Annotated in this window: 19 protein-coding genes; 13 read left to right on the top strand and 6 right to left on the bottom strand. The window is 36.3% G+C overall.

From position 1 onward, the window contains the following. The first annotated feature begins 123 nt into the window (after positions 1–123). Positions 124–2,532, top strand: a complete 2,409-nt coding sequence (locus tag ACNQGX_RS09605; protein ID WP_417975714.1) for a PAS domain S-box protein — start codon at positions 124–126, stop codon at positions 2,530–2,532. Between the two features lie 76 nt (positions 2,533–2,608). Here the strand turns inward: ACNQGX_RS09605 and ACNQGX_RS09600 are convergent, their stop codons facing one another. The 6 genes from ACNQGX_RS09600 to ACNQGX_RS09575 all read right to left on the bottom strand — a co-directional run bounded on the left by ACNQGX_RS09600 (position 2,609) and on the right by ACNQGX_RS09575 (position 11,854). After that, entirely contained in the window at positions 2,609–5,080 is a 2,472-nt protein-coding gene (locus ACNQGX_RS09600) for a TonB-dependent receptor domain-containing protein (protein WP_417975712.1), read from the bottom strand. Further along, complete coding sequence (locus tag ACNQGX_RS09595) at positions 5,019–6,386, bottom strand: HTTM domain-containing protein (protein ID WP_417975711.1); 1,368 nt, start codon at positions 6,384–6,386, stop codon at positions 5,019–5,021. Before ACNQGX_RS09595 ends, ACNQGX_RS09600 begins: the two co-directional genes overlap by 62 nt. Positions 6,387–6,388: 2 nt before the next feature. Further along, the gene (locus ACNQGX_RS09590; RefSeq protein ID WP_417975709.1) at positions 6,389–7,495 is read right to left on the bottom strand and encodes an imelysin family protein; all 1,107 of its coding nucleotides are present in this window, start codon (positions 7,493–7,495) and stop codon (positions 6,389–6,391) included. Positions 7,496–7,567: 72 nt separating this feature from the next. Beyond that, on the bottom strand, positions 7,568–8,797 hold the full coding sequence (locus ACNQGX_RS09585) for a DUF4856 domain-containing protein (RefSeq protein ID WP_417975707.1): 1,230 nt from the start codon (positions 8,795–8,797) through the stop codon (positions 7,568–7,570). A gap of 322 nt (positions 8,798–9,119) precedes the next feature. After that, on the bottom strand, positions 9,120–9,773 hold the full coding sequence (locus tag ACNQGX_RS09580) for a metal-dependent transcriptional regulator (RefSeq protein ID WP_417975705.1): 654 nt from the start codon (positions 9,771–9,773) through the stop codon (positions 9,120–9,122). Positions 9,774–9,982: 209 nt separating this feature from the next. Beyond that, positions 9,983–11,854: an Nramp family divalent metal transporter gene (locus ACNQGX_RS09575; protein WP_417975703.1), complete on the bottom strand. Its 1,872-nt coding sequence runs from the start codon at positions 11,852–11,854 to the stop codon at positions 9,983–9,985. A 120-nt stretch (positions 11,855–11,974) separates the two neighbouring features. On the opposite strand from ACNQGX_RS09575, the gene ACNQGX_RS09570 reads away from it, so the two are divergent. From ACNQGX_RS09570 to ACNQGX_RS09515, 12 genes are all read left to right on the top strand, one after another. Beyond that, entirely contained in the window at positions 11,975–14,218 is a 2,244-nt protein-coding gene (locus ACNQGX_RS09570; protein ID WP_417975732.1) for a TonB-dependent receptor, read from the top strand. Further along, on the top strand, positions 14,218–14,685 hold the full coding sequence (locus ACNQGX_RS09565; protein WP_417975701.1) for a thioredoxin family protein: 468 nt from the start codon (positions 14,218–14,220) through the stop codon (positions 14,683–14,685). The genes ACNQGX_RS09570 and ACNQGX_RS09565 overlap by 1 nt, the downstream gene beginning before the upstream one ends. 20 nt (positions 14,686–14,705) lie before the next feature. Continuing rightward, a complete protein-coding gene (locus ACNQGX_RS09560) occupies positions 14,706–15,872 on the top strand; it encodes a lycopene cyclase family protein (protein ID WP_417975699.1) in 1,167 nt (388 codons plus the stop codon). A 101-nt stretch (positions 15,873–15,973) separates the two neighbouring features. After that, the gene (locus tag ACNQGX_RS09555; RefSeq protein WP_417975697.1) at positions 15,974–16,384 is read left to right on the top strand and encodes a BrxA/BrxB family bacilliredoxin; all 411 of its coding nucleotides are present in this window, start codon (positions 15,974–15,976) and stop codon (positions 16,382–16,384) included. A gap of 109 nt (positions 16,385–16,493) precedes the next feature. Next, on the top strand, positions 16,494–16,880 hold the full coding sequence (locus ACNQGX_RS09550) for a hypothetical protein (protein WP_417975695.1): 387 nt from the start codon (positions 16,494–16,496) through the stop codon (positions 16,878–16,880). A 167-nt stretch (positions 16,881–17,047) separates the two neighbouring features. Further along, positions 17,048–18,415 (top strand): oxygen-dependent tRNA uridine(34) hydroxylase TrhO, encoded by a 1,368-nt coding sequence (trhO, locus tag ACNQGX_RS09545; RefSeq protein WP_417975693.1) that lies wholly within the window; start codon positions 17,048–17,050, stop codon positions 18,413–18,415. Positions 18,416–18,518: 103 nt separating this feature from the next. Continuing rightward, complete coding sequence (gene tnpA / locus ACNQGX_RS09540) at positions 18,519–18,956, top strand: IS200/IS605 family transposase (RefSeq protein ID WP_417975692.1); 438 nt, start codon at positions 18,519–18,521, stop codon at positions 18,954–18,956. A gap of 182 nt (positions 18,957–19,138) precedes the next feature. Continuing rightward, entirely contained in the window at positions 19,139–20,380 is a 1,242-nt protein-coding gene (locus tag ACNQGX_RS09535) for a peptidase U32 family protein (protein ID WP_417975690.1), read from the top strand. Further along, positions 20,380–20,610 (top strand): ferredoxin, encoded by a 231-nt coding sequence (locus ACNQGX_RS09530; protein ID WP_091172284.1) that lies wholly within the window; start codon positions 20,380–20,382, stop codon positions 20,608–20,610. Before ACNQGX_RS09535 ends, ACNQGX_RS09530 begins: the two co-directional genes overlap by 1 nt. 187 nt (positions 20,611–20,797) lie before the next feature. Beyond that, on the top strand, positions 20,798–22,063 hold the full coding sequence (locus ACNQGX_RS09525; protein WP_417975688.1) for a PSP1 domain-containing protein: 1,266 nt from the start codon (positions 20,798–20,800) through the stop codon (positions 22,061–22,063). Then, positions 22,047–22,526 (top strand): gliding motility lipoprotein GldH, encoded by a 480-nt coding sequence (locus ACNQGX_RS09520; RefSeq protein ID WP_131914517.1) that lies wholly within the window; start codon positions 22,047–22,049, stop codon positions 22,524–22,526. The genes ACNQGX_RS09525 and ACNQGX_RS09520 overlap by 17 nt, the downstream gene beginning before the upstream one ends. A gap of 9 nt (positions 22,527–22,535) precedes the next feature. Continuing rightward, the gene (locus tag ACNQGX_RS09515; RefSeq protein WP_417975686.1) at positions 22,536–24,845 is read left to right on the top strand and encodes a penicillin-binding protein 1A; all 2,310 of its coding nucleotides are present in this window, start codon (positions 22,536–22,538) and stop codon (positions 24,843–24,845) included. Positions 24,846–24,954 lie beyond the last annotated feature (109 nt).

The raw sequence follows: 24,954 nt of genomic DNA, 5'->3' as shown, positions 1-24,954 counted from the left end.
GAAGATGTAAGAGAAAAACAGTTTCGGGGCATTTTGTTTGCAAAGTATTATTTTTTAGTATCGAAAAAAAACAAATACATGATAAATCTACGTAACATATCCATTAAAAACAAGCTCGTGCTCATGCAGGTTTTCACCTCTGCGTTTGTATTAGGGCTTTGTATTACAGCTTTTGTATTGATAGACATTAAAGGGTTCAAAGACCGGAAAGCAATCAGTTCAGTTGCTATTGCGAAAGTGGTCGGCTTTAATAGTATTTCTGCCCTTGAGTTTTTGGATAATGCTGCGGCAAAAAAAACCCTATCAGAATTAACCGTACAAAACGACATTCAAAATGCAGCCATACTGGACAAAAAAGGAAATGTTTTTGCATCCTATACTAAGCCGGGCTCCGATTCTAAATACCGGTTCTCAGCTCCTGGAAAGGGCCAGAAAAATTTCTTGTTTACCAAGCAGCATCTTTTTGTGTACAGCCCAATCAAAAAAAATAATGAAACAATCGGATTAGTCTATATCCGCTTTGAGCTATCGCAATTGAATAAAATAAAAATGGATGTTTTGCGTCTGGGAATAGCATTACTGGTTGTCGGAATTGGGCTCGCTTTTTTAATTGCCATGATTATTAAAAAATATATTTCAAAACCCTTGTTGAACTTGGTAACAGTGATACAAAAGATAAAGGATACTGGCGATTACAAAATACGTATGGCAGTTGAAGGAAAGGATGAAATCAGTATCCTTGCATTGGGACTTAATGATATGCTGGATAATATCGAAAAAAGAGACCATGAAGTGGCACAATCTAAAGAACAATTGAATGAGCAAAACACACTTTTACAATCTGTTATAGAAAATATGGGCGATGGATTAATAGTTGCGGATGAAAACAGAAAATTCATCCTTTGGAATGCCGCCGGGGAAAGAATAATTGGAATGGGTTCCATGGATATTCCTCCAGAGAAATGGGCTCAAACCTACGGCTTCTTCTTGCCCGATACCAAAACAATTTTTAACACTAGTGAGCTTCCTTTAGCAAAAGCATTAAATGGTGAAGAAGTGGATAATATGGAAATATTTATCCAAAATTATAAAAAACCCGAAGGTCTTTTTGCTACTGTAACTGCCAGACCGTTAAAAAGTCCATCTGGTGAGATCACTGGAGGGGTTCTAGTTATTCACGACATCACGGAACTAAAAAATTCGGAAAACGAGATACGAAAACTAAATGAAGAACTGGAACAAAAAGTAACAGAACGCACCGCCCAATTAGCAGAAGCGATTGAAACCCTTCGTAAAAGCGAAGAAAAATACCGTGAAATAGTGGAGAATATAGGCGATGTGGTCCATACATCGGATTATAAAGGTTTTTTTACCTATATCAATCCTGCTTCTATAAAACTAACGGGTTACACGCCAGATGAACTTATAGGGAAACATTTTTCAGAACTTGTAGCTCCGGAATGGAAAGATCGTGTGGCTGAATTCTATTTGAATCAATTTAAAAATAAAATAGATGAATCCTTGTTTTCATTTCCTATCATTACCAAATCCGGAGAACAAAAATGGGTGGAGCAAACGGTCATGCAGTTACGAGAAGGGAATAGGATAACCGGGCATAAATCTATTCTGAGAGACGTTACGGAACGGAAAGAAGCCGAACAAAAATTAAAAGAAAGCGAAGGTCAATTGCAAACCATATTTAATGAGGCACCAGATGCCCTAATTGTAATAAATGATGAGGGAATCATTATTAGATGGAATCCACAAGCCGAAAAAATATTCGGATGGTCATTAGGGGAGGTCATAGGAAAACCGATGCGTGATTTAATCATTCCTGAGCAACATAGAGAAAATCATACTAAAGGTTTTCAAAATTTCCTTCTAACAGCTGAAGGTCCTATTATCAATAAAACAATAGAAATCACGGCTCTTAATAAAAAAAATATCGAATTTGAGATTGAGTTAACAGTCTCTCCAGCCACTATTTTAGGAAAGTATATCTTCATTGCTTTTATCAAAGACATATCGTTGACAAAAAAAATGGAAAATGAAAAAATAGAAGCCGATAAATTAGTGCGTCTTAACGAGCTAAAATTGAAATTAATTCTGGAAAATATTGGCGAAGGAATTATTGTAACTGACAGCCAGAAAAGAATCGTTTTGTCCAATCATATGGCGGAAGAAATTATAGGAATAAAACAAGATTCCGCGACTCCTACTACTCTGGATTGGTCAACTAAATATGATCTTTATTATCCTGACGAAGTAACCGTTTTTCCTGCCCAGAACCTTCCGTTAGAAAAAGCATTAAAAGGGGAATCAACAGATGACGTTGAGATAATAATTGAAGATACTGAAACTAAAACCAAAAAACGGGTTCTCATTAGCGGCAGGCCCATAATAGATGAAAACAACTATGTTATTGCCGCTGTTGCGAATATAAAAGACATTACCTCTTACAAAGAACTTGAAGTCGCTCTAGAAGAAAGTGAACAGAAATATCGAAAATTAATTGGATTTAAAAAGGGATAAAAAATAGAAATAGGGTACTGCCTGCTATTCAGCATATAAAAACCAACTACTTACAGATGTACTAACTTATTTTTATCTAAAAAACAAATTCTAAGGTCGCATAGAAATATCTTGGATCCGATGGGATAATCCCTGGACCAGGATAACCCGTCGCTCTTCTTGTGAAATAACTATTGTCTGTTAGATTATTTATTCCTGTTTCCAGTTTGAATTTATTCCATTTGTAGGACATGGATAAATCAACGACGTAATAGGATGGAATCTGCCCAAAAATCCCGTAAACGCCATCATTTACATTTGTGTGATTATTAGTCGCATCGGTAAATTGACTTGATAAATAGGTAAACTGCAAACTGGAAAGAAAGTTTTTATATCCTAATCCTGTTCCCGTTTTTATGTTGTAAAGCGGAACAAACTCTACTTTATTTCCTTCTACATTTGGGACATCTGATTTTAAGTACTCAGAATTCGTTAGAGCTAAGTTTGTGAATAATTTCCATACAAAACTTTCATTTTCTTCAAAAAATGTTCTTTGTACATTCCAGTCTATTAAAGCTTCAAAACCATAGGTTAGCGCCGTTCCGATGTTGGAGCGATATCGAACTATCGCTGGAATCGCTTTGGGGTATTCCCCTATTTTATCATCATACAACAATCCGTAAATACTGGCATCAAAAGTAATTTTATCGTCAATTCGTCCGCGAATACCGATATCGGATGTGTATCCTTTTTCATCGGTAATATTCTCGTCAATTAAATTACTTGGACTGACGGTTCGAATGTCATTAAAAGTAACCGAACGGTAATTTTGCGATAGATTTCCGTAAATTTCCGTGTTTTTAAATGGTTTGTAACTTAATCCTAAACCAAACAAGAAGAAATCGCGGTTAACCGTTTTGTCTTCAAATTTTGTTTCGTCCAATATCACCCCCGTTTGATTGGACACTATATTTCTATAATATCCTTTTGCCTGGGTTCTAATGTTTTCATAACGAAAACCTGGCGTAAGGGAAAAATTTGGCGTCAGTTTGAAGATATTTTCACCAAAAAAAGCCATATTCAAATTAGGAAAAGAAAAATCAGATTGACTTTTATAATTTGGAAATTCTGTGGTAGCTAAATCAAAATTGGCATCCGCACCCGAACTTCCCGGACCTTGGATACTCGAGTTTTTGGATTGGTAATACTTGGCTCCAATTAAAAAAGCACTGCTATTTTCTTTGATGGCATAGCGTTTTAAATACCGTGCCTCCGCACCCCAATTGACAAAATTTCCAATAAGCAAATCTCTTTGAGAACCTGGAACATCGTTGGTATTCACTCGGTTTTCTCTAAAACCAACGGCTTTTCTGCTGGCGTCTAACCCAAATAACTGTAATGAAAAATCGGCATTATGATCGAATTTATGTTTTAAACGTAAAGCAAATAAATTCCAATCGACGTCAAACCAATTTCGGGAACGATTGCTTTGCTTTGGATTATCCAAAAACATAACATCGGTTAAGCCGCCAGCCTGATGCGCCAAATAATTGAAATGCGTGTAATCGAAATGCAAAGACGTTTTGTCTGTAAATTGGTAATTCAGATTAGCAAAATAGTTCTTGGAATCAAACTCCGAATTCGGTCTAAAACCACTTCCTTGTTTATAATTGTAAAACGTATAATAACTAAACTTTCCAACGGTTCCGCTTAAACTCGTGAAACTCGTGAACAAATCAAATGAACCACCCGTTAATCGATTGGTAAACTCTATTTCTTTTTTGCTGGGACTTTTCAATTTGAAGTTGACCATGCCACCAAACTGCGTTCCGTATTGCAATGAAGCGGCTCCACGAACGATTTGAATTTCTTCTAATGCTTCAGTGGGAGTTGCATAATAACTTTCGGGATACCCCAAAACATCTGCACTAATATCATATCCGTTCTGACGGGTATTGAAATTAGCGGTTCGGTTCGGGTCTAAACCGCGTCCACCAATGCTTAGCTGTAAACCACCATCGTTACTTTCGTTAATGGTTAATCCCACCACTTGCGAATATACTTGGCGTGCATTATTGGTAGCCTTATTAACTGTCAGTTTATCGAGTGAAACCACTTCCGTTTTCTTCCCCGCATAAATGGCTGTTTCTTCAATATCCTTAAGTCTTCGCAAAGCAAATACTTTTTCTTTTTGCTTATTGACAACCACCTCAGAGAGCCCTACACTCATGGGCATTAAAATAATGGCGACTTCTTTTACATTAGCATCAACGGTTATCGTATTCTCCAAGAAAAAATAATTTTCCTTAAAAAAAACAACTTTATGCTTCCCGGTTTTTACGTTTTTAATTTCAAAAAAACCATCCTTATCCGTAGTGGTTTTTTGATAGGATTGATCCAAAAATACTTCTACTCCCCCTAATTTTTGATTCTCCTGATTTTTAACAGTTCCCGAAATTTTATATTGGGAAAAGGCATTTGTAAAAACCAATAAAAGAAGAATACAACTAAAGGCCTTTAATTTCATCGGTAAAAGGAAGGATCCAGGTTTTGTGTTTGAATGATTCATTTTCTTGTATAAGATTTATTTTTGAATTGATATAAGGTTGACTTAATCTTCCGTTGAGAGCGACATAACTTTCCACTCGAACTTCCGGATTATGAACCCCTGATTGTAAATAATAATTATGTAAAAAATGGGCATATTCCAGGATAAAGTCGGGCTGAAAGGCCATTTGCTTTTCTTGAAAAGTCGTTAAAAATTGGCTGTTATTTACCTGAAATGATTTTTTTGTTTTGGCATCGGTTACTATAAAATTAGTGTAACCTGCTTTTTCCATAAGCATGACGCGCCATGAAAAGCGATACCCTTCTTCGGTCCAGAATAATTCGCCAGGATAAAGCAAATAACGGAAAGGAAATCCTAATTGAAACAGCATAAAAGCAGCTAGAAATACAACCTTAGCTTTGTAAATTCCGTTATAGTTTTGGATTTTTGTTTTCCCATTTTCAAAACTTTCCATGCTGAATTTAAATACCTCTGACAATTTCTTAAAAAATAGTCTATGCAGGGAACTGTCGAAGAAAATTACGGAACTGACGATCATGATATAGGGAAACATCCCGATAGGAAACAAGATTCGGGTAAGAACATGGAAAATGACCACTAAAATGAATGCGAAAATTCGGGTTCCTTTATGCAATAATAGAAAAGGAATGAATAAATCATACAATGCACCAGTCCAGCTAAAGACATAATGCGCCCATGTTTTTTCTAAAATCGAACCGATTAAAGGCAAATCGTAATTTCCGGGAAGCCAAATCTTGAGAGGCATTGCTTCCAAAAGCCAATCGGAATTGAGTTTTGCCAACCCTGCGTAACAATAGACAATCCCTAACATTAGTTTCAAAACATCAATATTCCATTGTGGGATTTTTTGAAAGGCGAGGTTTTGATTTTTATGGGCATCAACCGAAAATGTGGCGTTCGCCGGCAAAAAAATCAATAAAAAACTGACTATCGAAATAAAATAATAATGATTGAGATAGGTGGTTTTATCGAGCAATTCGATGTACGTAAAACTTAGGAAAAATAAGATTATCGCAATTCTGTATTTGTAACCAATAGCGACAAAGAATGCGGCTAATCCACAAATAAAAAACAACAAATACGTATAATTTCCTAATGGTTTTACCCATTCGAATCCATAAAAAGTAAAATGAAATTTCGGGGTAATGTATAGCTTTTCAACCCAACCGTAACTAATAAATCGGATGATGCTCAATAGCATCATTAAACCAAACGCCAGCCTAAAAAAAGCTAGCGTTGAGGCCTCTGTATATTTATTTAAATAGTTTGTAGGTTTGAATTTCATGACTAATCACCATCATTATCCTGGTAATCAATTACGACGTTTAATGCCGGAATCATATCAATTTTAAAGTAAACGACATTCAACTGCAAAGCATCAAAAACGGTGAGCATTTTTGTGTTATCCGTTTGAACTTGTTGCGAAAAACTACTGTTTAAAGCGCTAATTTTGGCTGTAGCTTCTGTATATTGATTGTTAATCACAGTACTCAAACTTTGTCCGGAACGAACAACTTTTAAGTAATCTAAATAGGATTTTAAACCAGATCCTGTAGTTGCTGAATTAAAATGTTTCCCATTAAAAAAGTCTTTAGACGATTGAACAGCAACCTCTAAAAGCTCTTTTGAAATATTGTTTTTATAATAGGCTTCAACATCCGAAGGTCTCGGAGCTGTTGAAAATTTTCCCGCCGGAAAACCAACTTTTACCGAACGAATATAATATTCATAATATTGAACAAACAGGTTAACCGTTTTATTGGTAGAACTACTCACCCCTGTTCCACTGTTTGCCACATAAGTATTTCTGTAACCACTAGTCCAATCAGTAACAATTTGGTCTGAGAAAAACTTTATGCGAGTACTAACTGCCAAAAGGTAACTTTTATAATTAGCTGCATTAGTATGTGTAGTATAATGAGCAAGAATTGAAGGCGTATCGTTGCCAATTCCGTAAAGCAAATAATCTAATGCCGCAAAACCTTGTTCGTCATATTTTGTCAACAAATCCAACTGATTGTTTCCAGCCGTAATGTTAGCGTTAATTTCTGTGGAATTAATTGGAAAGGAATTATTGTAGTATCTAAACATTAACTCTTGGGCTTTCCCCGTTTCAAACATGGCCACTTTTTGGTAGGCTTTATAAGCTTCAAACCACGAAGTTCTAAGGCTTTCTAAATTAGCTTCAGTAGGTGTTGCCGAAAAGGCTGCAGTAGCGGTTGCCAAAGCATTTACTTTAGTTTGGTAGTTCTGAAAACCCGGAACGATAATATTATCTGCCCAATTTTCTAACATTTCTCCCCTATTGAAAGAATCTGTATCCGTGCTTGTGCTTTCACCGGAACAAGCAAAAAACAACACTGATAACCCTAAAAATAAAAATACTTTTTTCATGTTTTCAAATATTTGGCAAATTTACAAAAAAAAAGCAAGAGAACCGAAGTCCTCTTGCTTTATGAAAATATATTAGTTAACGGTTGCCGCTTGTACCACTGTAAATCCAAATTTAGTAGCTATTTGCAACGAAATAGTATCTAATTTTGCTCCTAAAGTATTAATATCCCAAAGTCCATTTGTTCCACTTGTCATCGATGTCAACATGGCATCAACTTCTGCTTTTGTAAAATAAGGATTGTTTGTTCCCGGTTTATTCGTATAACGCAATGACATAATAAAACCGTATGCTTCTGATAAAGCGTGGAAAGCTTTTGCCCCATTATCCGTTGTCAATTTTCCTTTACCTTCTTGAAGATAAAACACAGCTCTCACTGCGGGAATCATCGCTAATTTTGCTTTAATGATGTCAATCTGTTTATCACGAACGGCATAATCTCCTGCTGTAATTGCTGCTCTACCTCTACGGAAAGCCAAATTAATATCCGCTTTTAGCGTATTAAAATCAACGTCTGCGTTTACTTGATTGATATAACTACTCCAAAATTTAAGACCTTTATTATCTGCAATTGTTAAATCATCAGCACCATAAATGTAGCCATAAGCTTCATCCCAGTTATGTTCCATTTTAGTATAAGGCTTAGTACCATCTAAGACTTTGTTTGTATTATCTGCTCTATTGGTTCCTTCGTCGAGTTTGTTTACACTCAAGTAGTTATTCACCACTTGATCCATAAAACAAGCACCCATCATTCCTTTTAGCAATACTTGTTGTGGCTCAAGACCATTTGCGGCAAAAAGCCTTTTGCTTGTCCCATCTAAATAAACTCCGGCAACGCCTGCTGAAGCCGTAGCTCCCTGACTTGCATTTTTAGCATCTGTAAAAGTGGATTGAAATAAAACACGAACAGTTCCTTGCTCAACAGAAGTACCTCCACCAAGATACATTGAAAAATAATCTTTTGAAGCTGCCGTTTTATCAAACAATTGTTTACCTGAAGTGTTTAAATCCGCATTAGCAAACGGATTCCCGGTGTTTGAGTACATTGCTCTAAGCTTTGCATCATCAACGCCTGTTACAGCATTGTCTTTTATATAGGCACCCATTGCGTCCAACATCAATACTCTACTTTTTTGACCGGAAAAATCAACTGTAGAAGTACCGCTAATATTCACAAAAGCATAAGTTTCTGGAACTGAATAATTAAAAGTGGGTTCGGCTGGTGAGTCATCATTAGAACAAGATGTTGCCATTAACATTACTACAGGTAACGCTGCTAAAAGTACATTTTTGAATTTCATTCGGATTTTTATTTAGATTGAATTAAAATAATTTTCGAGTGCAAATATAAGAACCAGAATTAAAAAACAAAAGGTTTATTTAGATTATTTAAAAATAACTTTTTTTTAAATAAAAACAACAACTAAGGATTAGCGGGAAATCAACAGCAAGATCCTTAGATCATTATCTGTTTAACCATTTTATCACAACCCATTAAACAAATTTTCAGTGCGATAAAAAAGTCACATCCTTATAAAAACAACATTACTCGTTTCCGTTTCTTTTATACTTAATGATTCATAAAACTGAAAAGAGGTTTACCTCAAACAAATCCCAAAAGGATTAAATTAGTTTAACAAAAAGATTGCTGGCAATTTTATTGGATATGGTCAACTCCTTATTGTCTACTTTTATTTTCAAAGACAAATCGAAACTTTCCTTTCCAATGATTTCAATTTTAGAACCCAGTGCGATTCCTTGTTTGTCCAAATATTTTAGAAACTCTGATGAGGTGTCTTTAACGCCAACACATATTCCTGCTTGGTTTTCGTGCAATTCCGAAAGCAATTGTTTTTCGATTTTAACGATTTGACCATTTGCATCAGGAATAGGATCTCCATGAGGATCTTCGGTGGGATTCCCCAGAAAATCATCTAGTTTGTTGATGAGTTTTTCTGATTTGATGTGTTCCAATTGTTCCGCAATATCATGGACCTCATCCCAAGAAAAATCTAGCTTATCTACTAAAAAAACTTCCCAAAGACGGTGTTTTCTCACGATCATTTTTGCTGCTATTTTACCGTGTTCTGTCAAAGAAACGCCTTGGTATTTTTTATAATTAACCAAGTCTTTTTCGGCTAATTTCTTGAGCATATCCGTCACTGACGAAGCTTTGGTTTCCATTTTTTCGGCAATGGCATTCGTGCTTATTTCTGAATCTGAAATAATGGTAAGATGATATATGGTTTTAAGATAATTTTCTTCTGAAAATGTCATTGAATTTTAGATTAGTGATTTTGATTCCAAATGCCCTAGCCCCGATTACCTCACTTGATTTCTATTTTCATCGGAGTTCAGTGAACTTCGTTTGTAGTGGAAATCCTTTATTGAGGTTTTTACCGAAAAAAGATTGCACCGTCCCGATAACTATCGGGAAGCGGGACACGAGCGAAGCGAACTGACGAAGTAAATAGCTCCTGAAAAATTTATTTTTTTACAATAAGTAACGGAATAGAAATCTTGTGGCGTAATTTGTCAACCGTGGTTCCAAAGACTAAATCCTTGAATCCCGTATGACCGTGAGTCCCCATAACCAAAATATCAAATTCTCCTTTATTGATGATCTCCGGAATCACTTTATTAGGTTTTCCAAATCCTAATTGCGTTTCAACTTTAAATCCTTTTTCAGTGAGCATTACTTTGTATTCCTCTAATAATTTTTCGTCAATTAACGTTTCGTGATCGTCCGTATTTTCGCCATAAATCATAGCTCCAACGGTTTCTACCACGTGAATCAAAGTGTATTTTGCTTCTATTCCGCCTAATTCAAAAGCATTATTTAATGCCACCTCATCTGCACTGGAGAAATCGACGGAGACCGCAATATTCTTTCTAGTATAACTGCCAGATTTAGAAAATTGCAATTTTAAATTATGTGGCGAATGATTCTGAATATCTATTTTTGTTTTGGCAACAAAAGGATTAAATACAATATACAGCAACAAAATCAAGAAACCTATGGCTAAGGGAACTACCGTTAACCATAACAAAAGTGGATTTTCGGAAGTTTCAAGCCATCCTGTTATTTCATCAAAAACCAATTTAGCATTTAATGAAACAATAATTGTTGCAATAATCCAAGAAGCGATTTGGGTCACTTTACCAATATGGAATCCTTTCATTTTTGATTTATCACTTACAAAATGAATCAACGGAATAATGGCAAAACCCAATTGTAAACTCAAAATTACCTGACTCAATATCAGTAATTTTCCCGTAACGCTTTCGCCAAAAATTGAAATTACAATGACCGCCGGAATAATGGCTATAAGTCTCGTAATAATTCTTCGAATCCATGGTTGAATACGTAAATTCAGATACCCTTCCATAATAATTTGCCCGGCCAGTGTTCCGGTAATGGTAGAACTTTGCCCTGCGGCTATCAAAGCCACTGCAAACAATATAGGTGCCCATTTGCTCCCTAAAAGCGGTTCTAAAAACTTGTGCGCATCTTGAATCTCCGATACATTAAACATACCGCTTTTATAAAATGTGGCTGCTGCCAATATCAAAATGGCTGCATTTACAAGAAAGGCCAAGTTCAATGCAATAGTAGAATCAATAAAATTATATTTCAATGCTTCCTTAATCCCCGCCTTGCTTCTGTCAAATTTTCTGGTTTGCACCAAGGCAGAATGCAAGTATAAATTGTGTGGCATTACCGTTGCCCCAATAATTCCGATAGCGATATATAGCGCCGCATGACCGGGGAGCGAAGGAATTAAACCGTAAATCACCTTATCCATTTCCGGCTGTGCGAATATCATTTCAAAAATAAAGGAAAATCCAATGATTCCAACCAATACAATGATAAAAGCTTCCATTTTTCGAATGCCTTTATTGATTAAAAACAGTAATAAAAAGGTGTCTAAAACCGTAATCAAAACTCCTTCTATTAATGGAATATCAAACAATAAATTAATACCGATTGCCATCCCTAACACTTCGGCCAAATCACAGGCCGCGATAGCAATTTCAGCAAGAAAATAAAGAATATAATTAATGAATTTAGGGTAGGTTTCGCGTGAGGCTTGCGCCAAATCACGTTGGGTGACAATTCCAAGTCGGGCGCTCAAACTTTGCAACAACAAAGCCATAATATTACTCATCAATAAAACCCAAAGCAAGGCATAGCCAAACTGGCTTCCCCCTGCAATATCGGTTGCCCAATTTCCCGGATCCATATAACCCACGCTAATTAAGTAAGCTGGCCCGGAAAAAGCTAATATTTTTCTAAATACCGATGTTTTATTGTGAGCCGCTACTGATTCGTGAACTTCTTCTAAAGATTTAGCCATAATATTAAGTTATTGATACAAATGTAATTAAAAAATTTGTTTTGCAAAATATAATTTTTAGCTTTGCCTAAATTTAATTTAAGTATAGTGAAAAAATTATATGTGTTATTTGTTTTTCTGATGTTTAACTTCGGCTATGCCCAAGAAAAAAGTAGTCTTTCGGGATTCGTTTCATCAGAAAAAAAAGGGGTTTCGGATGCCCGTGTGTTTTTAATTGGAACAAAATACGCCACCCAAACGGATAGTTTAGGAAAGTATAGCATCGAAAATATTCCTCAGGGGAATTACAGAATTCAGATTACAGCAAGCGGTTTTCAAACTTTAAAAAAGAACACAACTGTCAAAATTAATGAAAACAACATTCTGGATTTTGAACTTTCAAATACCGAAAATCAACTCAACGAAGTAGTTGTTTCGGGAACATTAAAGGCGGTAAAAAGATTAGAAAGTGCCGTTCCAGTCGAAGTTTATTCTCCTGTGTTTTTCAAGAAAAACCCAACGGCCAGTATTTATGAAGCATTACAAAATGTAAATGGCGTAAGACCGCAACTTAATTGTGGCGTTTGCAATACGGGCGACATCCACATCAATGGATTGGAAGGCCCGTATACTTTGGTTCTAATAGACGGAATGCCCATCGTGAGCAGTTTATCCACGGTGTATGGATTATCCGGAATTCCAAACTCACTGGTGGAACGAATTGAAATCGTAAAAGGCCCTGCTTCCTCTTTATACGGTAGCGAAGCCGTTGGCGGTTTGATTAATATCATTACTAAAAATCCAACAAACGCTCCCCTATTCTCCGCTGATGTGTTTTCTACTTCTTGGTTGGAAACCAATGTCGACTTAGGAGTAAAACTCAATGTTGGCAAGAAAGCCACGGCACTTTTAGGTTTAAATTACTTCAAATACAATCAAAAAATAGACAACGATAACGACAATTTTACCGATGTCACTCTTTCTGACCGAATTTCCCTTTTTCAAAAATGGACTTTCAACAGAAAAGAAAATCGATTGTTCACCATTGCGGCGCGTGGGGTTTATGAAGACCGTTTTGGCGGCGATGTACGCTGGGAGAAAAAACACCGCGGCGGAGACGAAATCTATGGCGAAAGCATTTATACCAAACGAGCCGAACTTATAGGAAGTTACCAATTGCCTTTTCAGGAAAAACTGATGCTTTCCTTTTCTGGAAATGTACATTTTCAAGACAGTCGCTACGGCACAACAAGTTATATTGCCAATCAAAAAATTGGTTTCCTACAATTGACTTGGGACAAAAAAATAGGAAAAAATGATTTGCTTACCGGAATTGCCGCCCGTTACAATTATTACGATGACAATACGCCGGCAACTTCAAAACTGGGAAACAACAACCCGGAAAAAACCTGGCTGCCGGGGATTTTTGTTCAAGACGAAATTACGTTCACTGAAAAACACAAGCTGTTACTGGGAATGCGTTACGATTACAACTCTTTTCATGGAAGTATACTAACGCCAAGACTAGCCTATAAATGGAAACTGGACGATAATAATATTATTCGTTTGAATGCCGGAACGGGTTTTAGAGTAGTGAATTTATTTACCGAAGATCACGCTGCTTTGACCGGCGCTCGTGAAATTATAATCGCAAATAACCTGAAACCGGAACAATCCATAAATGCCAATTTGAATTATATCAAAAAAATAAATTTTAACAACGGCACCTTTATAGGAATAGAAACTTCCTTTTTCCATACCAGATTCAGTAATAAAATTGTTTCGGATTACGACACTGATCCAAACCAAATTATTTATGACAACATCAATGGCTATGCGATAAGCCAGGGAATCAGTACGAATATCGATTTCAATTTTCCGAATGGATTAAAAATCATCACCGGTGCTTCTTTGCTGGATAATAAAAACGTTGAAAATGGCCGAAAAGAAACGCCTTTTCTAACCGAAAAATTTACAGCAACCTGGAGCGTCTCGTATAAAATTCAATCTATCGATTTGAATGTAGATTACACCGGAAATGTGTACAGCCCAATGCAATTGCCTCTTTTAAGCGCCTTAGATCCTCGCGCTTCAGAATCGCCTTGGTACAGTTTGCAAAACATCCAATTCACGTATTCTGGTTTAAAAAACTTTGAATTTTATGCCGGAATTAAAAACTTGTTGAACTTTTTGCCTAAACAAAACAACCCATTTTTGATTGCAAGAACAAATGACCCTTTTGACAAAAATGTAACGTACGATACTAACGGACAAGTGTTGGTAACTCCTGAAAACCCTTATGGATTAACGTTTGACACGACTTATGTGTATGGACCCAACCAAGGAATTAGAAGTTTTTTCGGACTTCGCTATACGCTACGATAATGAAAAAAAACCTTGCTATATTGTTGTTTTTATGCTGTGCGATTCCGGCTGGATTTGCACAGCTACATTCGGTTTCATTGGAACAAATCGATAGTTTACAACGTATCGAAAAGAGAAAAACGATTGTTTTCATTCAAACCGATTGGTGCCAATTTTGCCATGCGATGAAAAACACCACTTTCAAAAACGAGGAAATCATAAAAGAGCTCAACACTATTTTCTATTTTGTTGATTTTAATGCCGAAGAAAAACGAACAGTTGTTTTCAACAAAACCATTTTTCAATTCAATCCTACTGGAAATAACTCCGGAACACATGAACTGGCCATCGCATTAGGGACGGTAAATAAGCAACTGAACTTTCCTGTTTTATGTGTTTTAAATAGTGAAAATGAGATTATTTTTCAGCACAGCGGGTACTTAAAACCAAAAGAATTTAAGCTGATTTTAGAGAAACTAAAAGAATAAAATTGTCTATTTTTGGGGAAATGTCAGATTCCCAAATGAGACACTACGATTATATTTTTACCGGTGCAGGATTATCGGCTTTGATGACCGTGTATAAAATGGTGCAATCCGGAAAATTTAAGAATACAAGTATTTTGTTATTGGATGAAAACAGTAAAAAAACCAACGATAGAACTTGGTGTTTCTGGAAAACAAACGATTCGGTTTGGGAACAATCCATTTCCAAGAAATGGGATTCGGCTTTGTTTGCCAATGAAAATTTTCGAAGGGATTTAGACTTGAAACCGTACCAATACAATATGGTGAAAGGGCTGGATTTTTACACTCAAGCATTTGATTTGCTTTCGAAACAAGAAAATATCACTTTCATCCATCAGAAAGTATTGGAAATTGAAGAATCCGAAACTATAATTCTGATACAAACCGAAAGCGAATCCTTTTCGTGCTCTAAATTGTTCAACAGCATTTACAACAAACAAAAAGCGGAAAGTCAAACGAAATATCCTTTGCTGCAGCAGCATTTTATGGGTTGGTTTATCAAAAGTGAACAAGCTGTATTTAATCCGGAGCAAGCTACTTTCATGGATTTTTCGGTGAAGCAAAAAGGAAATACCCGTTTTATGTATGTGTTGCCCAGATCAAAAACCGAAGCTTTACTGGAATACACGTTGTTTTCACACAACCATTTAAAGGCGGAGGAATACGAAAACGAAATCCATAAATACATCGGAAAACTTGGGATTACAACTTATGAAATCGCCGAAAAAGAGCAAGGCAGCATTCCTATGACGTGTTATCCTTTTTGGAAAGCGAATACTAAAAACGCAATCAATATTGGCACTTCCGGCGGTTGGACGAAAGCCAGTACGGGTTACACTTTCAAAAATTCCGATAAAAAATCAAGTGAATTGGTTGCCTTTCTGCAAAGGGAAACCGACTTTACAAAATTTCATAAAAAAACTAAATTCTGGTTTTACGATTTGCTTTTATTAGACATTTTAGACCGAAAAAATGAATTGGGTTCCCATATCTTTTCTTCGATGTTCAAAAAAGGAAATCCAAGCTTGATTTTCAAATTTTTGGATGAAGAAACTTCACTTAAGGAAGACATTCAAGTAATTTTAAAATGCCCAAAATCATTATTTATTAAAGCTATTTTTCATGTAGCTCTCAAAACAATGAAATAGCAATCAAACTATAACAAAACTTTATAATTCAACTCCTGTTCTTGAATGTAAACTTTGTAACTTTGCAACTTGAAATTAGTATTGATTTAAAATAAAAAGATATGTATCCAGAAGAAATGGTAAAACCAATGCAAGAGGAGTTAACATCTGCAGGTTTTCAAGATTTACATAGTGCTGAAGCAGTAGAAAACGCAATGAAATTAGAAGGAACAACGCTTGTAGTTGTAAATTCAGTTTGTGGTTGTGCTGCAAGAAACGCACGTCCGGGAGCAAAAATGAGTTTAGATGGCGCTAAGAAACCAGACCATTTAATCACGGTTTTTGCAGGAGTTGACAAAGAAGCAGTTGATGCAGCAAGACAACACATGTTCCCTTTTCCTCCATCATCGCCAAGTATGGCTTTGTTCAAAAACGGAGAATTAGTGCACATGTTAGAGCGTCACCACATTGAAGGTCGCCCGGCAGAACTGATTGCTGAAAACTTGAAAGACGCTTTCAACGAGTATTGTTAATTCAACAGATATTGTCAAAAAAACCACGTTCACTCGTGGTTTTTTTGTTTTCTATACTTTTGAAGCAACCCTTTTGATTAAATTGCATCTTAGATATAAATATCAACATATGAAATGGATTTTAAAGTTTTCAGTTATTTTATTGATGCTACAAAGTTTTCAAGGTTGTGATTCAGAAGAAAAAACAAATACGATCACTCCAAAACAACTTGAGCAAAAAAGACAAGAAATTGTAAATTATATAAACAGTTTCATGTGTTCAGAAACCATAGGGTGCAATTATATTGCTTTTGGCTCAAAACCTTGTGGGGGTCCAAGTTCTTTTTTAGTTTTTTCAAATAGTGTTAACTTGACTAAACTGCAAGAAATGGTAAAAAATTACAATGAAATGGAAAGACTTTACAACATTCAAACTGGTGCAATTTCAGATTGTTCAGTGCCTTCGCCTCCAAACGAAGTCAAATGTGTTAATGGAGTTTGTACTATTATAAATTAAAAAACAATTATACAATTACTTTAAAACCACGTTCATTCGTGGTTTTACGGTATTTATATCTTTCTAATCTAGTCTTTTCAACCTTTGCTTCTCTGGAACTTTGCACCTTTGCACCTTTTTCTCTACTTTTGCAAAAAATATATTTCTCAACTTAAACTGTTTATAGCATGCAACTGTATAACACATTAAGCGCAGAGGAAAGAGCCATCATGATTGATGATGCCGGAAAACAACGTCTTACGTTGTCTTTCTATGCTTATGCGCAAATCTCAAATCCAACACAATTTCGTAACGAATTATTTCTGGCGTGGAACTCTCTTGAAGTTCTGGGTCGAATTTATGTAGCCAGTGAGGGAATCAACGCCCAATTATCACTGCCTGCCGATAATTTCTACGCGTTCAAAGATTCTATCGAAGTCTATGATTTCATGAAAGGAATCCGTTTGAATATTGCCGTAGAACAAGACGATCACTCGTTTTTGAAACTCACCGTAAAAGTGCGTGATAAGATTGTGGCTGATGGTTTGGTTGATGAAACTTTTGATGTGACGAATATTGGAATTCATTTAAAAGCCAAGGAATTCAATGACCTTTTGGAAGATCCAAACACGATTGTGGTTGATATGCGAAATCATTACGAAAGTGAAATTGGACATTTTACCAAAGCTATAAAACCAGATGTTGATACTTTTCGTGAAAGTTTACCAATTATCGAAGAGCAACTTACTGAACACAAACAAGATAAAAAACTATTGATGTATTGCACCGGAGGAATTCGCTGCGAGAAAGCCAGTGCATATTTCAAACACAAAGGTTTTGAAAACGTATACCAACTTGAAGGTGGAATCATAGAATACACGCGTCAGGTAAAAGCTGAAGGTTTAGAAAGTAAATTCATCGGTAAAAACTTCGTATTTGATCACCGCTTGGGCGAAAGAATCACAGACGATATTGTTTCGCAATGCCATCAATGTGGCGCGCCTTGTGACGTCCATACCAATTGCGTGAACGAAGGCTGTCATTTACTTTTTATCCAATGTGATTCTTGCAAGGAAAAAATGGAAGGTTGCTGTTCTACTGAATGTGTGAGTGTCATTCACTTGCCGGAAGAAGAACAAAAAGCCATTCGAAGAGGGATTAAAAACGGAAATAAGATTTTCAAAAAAGGAAAATCAGAGGTGCTGACTTTCAAAAATCAGGAAGAAACGCATGGTATTTTTGTTGCAGAAAAACCATCCCGAAGCGTCGGGACTGCTATCAAAAAAGAACCAAAAATTAAGAAAATTTATATTGGAAAAGGAACACATTTTTTTCCAAAGCCAAGTATTGGCCAGTTTTTAATTGAAGAAAACGAAATCAAAATCGGTGATACGATTCTAATCAAAGGTTCCACAACCGGCGAACAAAAACTAGTAATCGAAGAAATGCTTGTTAACGATTTAGCACAAGAAAAAGCGATTTCCGGAGACACTTGTACTTTTAAACTGCCATTCAGAATTCGATTATCTGATAAATTATATAAAATTATAGGATAACACAAATAGCCTTTAAAAAACAGACACAGATTTCATTTTTACAATTTAATTATTCAATAAATCGTATAAAATTGTAGATTAGAAGACATTTAAACGTATCGTTATGCCACATTCCTTTAATAAATTATGGATTCATGCTATTTGGGCAACCAAAAATCGTCAGGAATTAATAGATTTATCAATAGAGAAACAAGTATATGACTACATCCGACAGGAGTTAATTGACTTTGGGTGTCCCGTTAGAATCATCAATGGAATGCCGGATCATGTTCACGCCTTGTTTTTATTAAATCCACAAAAATCAATTGCAGATGTAATAAAACAGATTAAAGGCAGTTCCTCACATTCTATAAATGGAGAGAATTTAATGCTTGAAAAATTTGCTTGGCAAACAGGTTATGCAGCTTATTCCGTTAGTGAATCTCAATTAGAAGCCGTTTTTAATTATATAAAAAATCAAAAGCAGCATCATTTAAAGAAAAATTCTCAAGATGAATATGACGAATTTATAAAATTGCATGGGTTAAACATAAAACCATAGCCAACCGTTTCAACGATTGGAGACATTCACAGGAAAACAATTTTAAAAAACAATGTATTGATTCCTTACGGCCATTACGTCACCCACGGTTGAAACCCTGGGCTATGCACAAAATGAGAGACAAACATAAAACCATAGCCAACCGTTTTAACGGTTGGAGACAATCATAAGAAAAATATAGAATGACATCGAATAACAAAATAGAACTTATGGCTCCCGCTGGGAACTTTGAGTCCTTACAAGCCGGATTAGATAATGGTGCGGATTCTATTTACTTTGGCGTAGAGCAATTGAACATGCGCGCCAGAGCCACCGTGAATTTCACCATGGACGATTTACCGGAAATAGCAAAACGCTGCGAAACTAAAAATGTCCGAAGTTATTTGACCTTGAACACCATAATTTACGACCACGATTTATCCGTCGTAAAAACCTTATTGAACAAAGCCAAAGAAGCGAATATCACCGCGGTTATTGCTTCTGACCAAGCGGTTATCGCTATGGCGAGAGGCATTGGGATGGAAGTCCATATTTCAACCCAATTGAATGTGACCAACATTGAAACCATAAAATTCTACAGTTTATTTGCAGACACGATGGTTTTAAGTCGGGAATTGAGTTTACGTCAAGTAAAAAGTATCACCGCTCAAATCGAAAAAGAACAAATTAAGGGCCCAAACGGCAACTTGGTAGAAATTGAAATTTTCGGTCATGGTGCTTTGTGTATGGCAGTTTCAGGAAAATGTTATTTGAGTTTACACTCCAATAATTCCTCCGCCAATCGCGGCGCCTGCAAACAAAATTGCCGCAAGAAATACACGGTAATTGATCAGGAAACAGGTTTTGAAATCGAAGTTGACAACGAATATTTAATGTCTCCAAAAGATTTATGCACCATAGATTTTCTGGACCAAGTCATTGATTCCGGTATTCAGGTCTTGAAAATTGAAGGCCGTGGCCGTGCTCCTGAATATGTTGCTACCGTTATCAAAACGTATCGGGAAGCCATTGAAAGTTATTATGAAGATTCGTTTTCTAAAGAAAAAGTAGCGGATTGGATGGAAGCGTTGAACACGGTTTATAATCGTGGTTTTTGGTCCGGTTATTATCTCGGACAAGAATTGGGCGAATGGAGTGATGTTTCCGGATCGATGGCTACACAGAAAAAAGTCTATGTGGGAAAAGGAACCCATTATTTCCCGAAAGCCAACATTGGTCAATTCAAAATTGAAGCTTACGACATTAAAATTGGAGATAAAATTCTGGTAACAGGACCAAGCACCGGAGCGCAAGAAATGATTATCGACGAAATGTTTGTCAATGATGTTACGGCTGGCAAAGCCACCAAAGGCGATGATTGCACTTTAAAATTACCGTTCAGAATCCGAATGTCGGACAAATTATATAAAATTGTGGAAGCCTAATGGTTATTGTTACTTTACAAAGAGACAAATGCATTGGCTGTAATTATTGCGTTGAAATGGCGCCGGTTCAATTTCAAATGTCCAAGAAAGACGGAAAGTCAGTTTTGATTCATTCGCAAAATGCCAAAGGTTTTTTTACTTTAAAATCACACGACCACACGATTGTTGAAAGTTGTGAATTGGCGGCAAAAGCATGTCCGGTTAAAATAATTTCGGTGAAAGAAACTTAAGTTTTTTATTAAAAACAGATTTAAATTCAACCCATTACAGCTGCAATTGTAATGGGTTTTTTTAGTATAAATTTATGATTTATTGGCGCAGATAGGCATTGTTCCATAAAATTAAAAAATACTATCTTTACACATTAAACGTTTTAAGAACTTAAGTTGTGCTCGTCGCAACACTACATATAAGATTATGGCATGTACAAGTTGTTCAACTTCTGATGGTGGTGCACCAAAGGGTTGTAAAAATAATGGGACTTGCGGCACCGATAGCTGCAATAAATTAACGGTTTTCGATTGGCTTTCTAATATGAGTTTACCTAATGGTGACGCCCCTTTTGACTGTGTTGAAGTACGTTTCAAAAATGGAAGAAAAGAATTTTACCGCAATACTGAAAAATTAACGTTAAGCATGGGCGACATCGTTGCTACCGTTGCTTCTCCGGGTCATGATATCGGAATTGTTACTTTGACAGGAGAATTGGTTAAAATTCAAATGAAGAAAAAAGGAGCGAATTACTTGGGTAATGAAATTCCAAAAATTTACAGAAAAGCATCCCAAAAAGACATTGATATTTGGTCCACCGCAAGAGATCGTGAAGAGCCGATGAAGGTTCGCGCACGGGAACTGGCGATTGCTCAAAAACTGGAAATGAAAATTTCGGATATTGAATTTCAAGGGGATGGATCAAAAGCTACGTTTTATTACACTGCAAATGACCGTATCGATTTTCGTGCATTGATTAAAGATTTTGCTAAAGAATTCAGCACTCGAATCGAGATGAAACAAGTAGGTTTCCGTCAGGAAGCAGCTCGTTTAGGCGGAATTGGTTCTTGCGGAAGAGAATTGTGTTGTTCTACTTGGTTGACGGATTTTAGAAGTGTAAACACCTCAGCGGCACGTTACCAACAACTGTCTTTAAATCCACAAAAACTGGCAGGACAATGCGGAAAATTAAAATGCTGCTTGAACTATGAACTGGATACCTACATGGATGCGTTGAAAGATTTTCCGGATTTCGAGACAAAATTGGTGACTGAAAAAGGAGATGCCATTTGCCAAAAACAAGATATTTTCAAAGGATTAATGTGGTTTGCGTATACCAATAATTTTGCTAATTGGCATGTGCTGAAAATTGAACAAGTCAAAGAAATTGTTGCCGAAAACAAACTAAAAAACAAAGTTTCTTCGTTAGAAGATTATGCTATCGAGATTGTTGCCGAGCCAGAGAAAAACTTCAATAATGCAATGGGTCAGGAAAGTTTGACTCGTTTCGACCAGCCAAAACCAAAGAAAAAACCAAATAAAAAACGCAAACCGGCCGGCGAAAATGCAATTGTAGCAAATAACAGCAAGCCCGCAAACAATAACAATAATAACCGTCAGAATTCAAATGACAAAAAGCCTGCGGAACCAAGAAAACCTATAATTATTACTAAAAATGTGGATAAAAAATAGCGCTTTACTTCTTTTAGTTGTGATTCTCTTTTCTTCATGTGATAAAAAAAGAGTTTTTGATGAATATAAATCTGTTGGTAGTGCGTGGCACAAAGACAGCATTGTAACGTTCAATTTACCGGAATTAGACTCAACAAAACGATACAATCTATTTGTGAATTTGAGAGCCAATAACAATTATCAATACAACAATCTGTTTTTAATTGTGGCATTGGAATTACCAAATGGTTTCACAAAAGTGGACACGCTTGAATACCAAATGGCAGATCCGGACGGAACATTATTAGGCGATGGATTTTCGGACATAAAAGAAAGCAAACTCTTTTATAAGGAAAATGTACGGTTCCGATCAAAATACAAAGTCTATATCAAACAAGCGGTTAGAGAAAACGGTAAAGTTCCCGGCGTAACGGCTTTAGATGGAATTACAGAGGTAGGTTTTAGAATAGAAAAAAAAGAATAAAATAGTATTATGGCTATCAAAAAAAATAACAATCAGACAAGAAATATTAATAAGGACATTACTTACTACAAAAAGAAATTTTGGAAAATCTTCTTTTATGGAATGGGTGCAGTCGGTTTATTTTTCTTATTTGCTTCATGGGGACTTTTCGGTTCGATGCCTTCTTTTGAAGATTTAGAAAATCCAGATTCAAACTTAGCCACCGAAATCATATCGGCTGACGGAGTGGTTTTGGGTAAATATTTCCAAAAAAACAGGTCTCAGTTAAAATACTCTGACTTACCAAAAAACTTGGTACAAGCATTAATCGCTACTGAAGATGCCCGTTTTTATGAGCATTCCGGTATTGACGGAAGAGGAACTTTGAGAGCTATTTCCAGTTTAGGAACAAGCGGTGGTGCAAGTACGTTGACACAGCAATTGGCAAAACAATTATTTCACGGAGAAGGGTCTAAATTTCTGCCTTTTAGAATTGTACAAAAAATAAAAGAATGGATTATCGCTATTCGATTAGAAAGACAATACACTAAAAATGAAATCATTGCCATGTATTGTAATGTATATGATTTTGGAAATAATTCTGTTGGAGTAAGTTCAGCGGCAAAAACCTATTTTTCTAAAGAACCAAAGGATTTAACCATCAGTGAATCGGCAATATTAGTGGGAATGTTTAAAAATTCTGGTTTATACAATCCTATCAGAAACCCACAAGGGGTAAAAAACCGTAGAAATGTGGTGCTTTTGCAAATGGAAAAAGGAAAAATCATTTCAAAAGAAGAGAAAGAAAGACTTCAAAGTTTACCGATCAAATTAAATTTCAAATTAGAAACACACAAAGACGGAACGGCTACGTATTTCAGAGAATACTTGCGTGACTACATGAAAAAATGGGCCGAGGAAAATAAAAAACCGGATGGTTCTGATTATGATATTTACAAAGACGGTCTAAAAATCTACACCACGATTGATTCCAGAATGCAATTGCATGCTGAAGAAGCGGTTACGGCGCACATGGCAAACCTTCAAGAAGAGTTTTTCAATCAATCTAAGGGTAATAAAAACGCTCCTTTTGTTAACATTTCTTCTGTTGAAACACAACGTATTCTGAATCAGGCAATGAAATCATCTAGCCGATGGGCTGTGATGAAATCAATGGATAAAAGCGATGAAGAAATTATAAAATCGTTCAGCGAAAAAACAGAAATGACCGTTTTTTCTTGGAAAGGAGAAAAAGACACCATCATGACGCCATTGGATTCTATTCGGTATTACAAACACTTCTTACAATCCGGATTGATGGCAATGGAACCGCAAACCGGTAATGTAAAAGCTTGGGTTGGCGGTATCAACTACAAATATTTTCAATACGATCACGTAGGACAAGGTGCAAGACAAGTAGGTTCTACTTTCAAACCATTTGTTTACGCCACTGCTATCGAACAGTTAAATATGTCTCCTTGTGATTCGATTATTGATGGTCCATTTGTCATTAGAAAAGGACGCCATCATGTTACCGAAGATTGGGAACCTAGAAATTCTGACAACAAATACCGCGGGATGGTTACCTTAAAAAGAGGTTTGGCCAATTCCATAAATACTATATCCGCAAAATTGATTGACAAAGTTGGTCCGGAAGCAGTAATCGATTTAACACATAAATTAGGCGTGAAATCCGAAATTGTAAACCAACCATCCATTGCGTTAGGAGCGGTTGAAATAACAGTTGAAGACATGGTTGCCGCGTACAGCACCTTTGCCAATCAAGGTGTTTATATGAAACCTCAATTTATATCGAAAATTGAAGACAAAAGTGGCGTTGTAATCTACGAACCAATACCAGAATCGCATGATGTCCTGAATAAAGACATTGCTTATGCAGTTATCAAATTACTGGAAGGTGTAACCGAAGGTGGCTCTGGAGACCGTTTGCGTACTACTGGTGGCGGTAACGGTGACAATCGCTGGACCGGTTATCCATATCAATTTAAAAACCCTATTGCAGGAAAAACAGGTACCACACAAAACCAGTCTGATGGTTGGTTTATGGGAATGGTTCCTAATCTTGTGACTGGAGTCTGGGTAGGTTGCGAAGACCGTTCGGCCCGTTTCAAAAGCATTACTTATGGTCAGGGAGCTACAGCCGCATTACCGGTTTGGGGTTATTTCATGAAACTGTGTTATGCTGATCCAGCCCTTAAAGTTTCTAAGGAAGGCTTTGAAAGACCTGCAAATCTTTCTATAAAAGTAGACTGTTACGTTCCTAAAAAGGTAATAGACACGACGGCCGTAGAACAAGATACCGAAGAATTTGAATTATAAAGTCATTGCGAGAAACGAAGCAATCGCATATCGAGAGCAACAAATAGGATTGCTTCGTTCCTCACAATGACAGGATGTCGCTTTTATCTGGGCTAGGGCATTCGTTCTC

It is taken from the genome of Flavobacterium glycogeni, from assembly GCF_048286775.1.
Lineage (GTDB): Bacteria > Bacteroidota > Bacteroidia > Flavobacteriales > Flavobacteriaceae > Flavobacterium.
The sequence above is the reverse complement of the archived record's forward strand: the minus strand, read 5'-3'. Positions and strand labels throughout refer to the sequence as shown.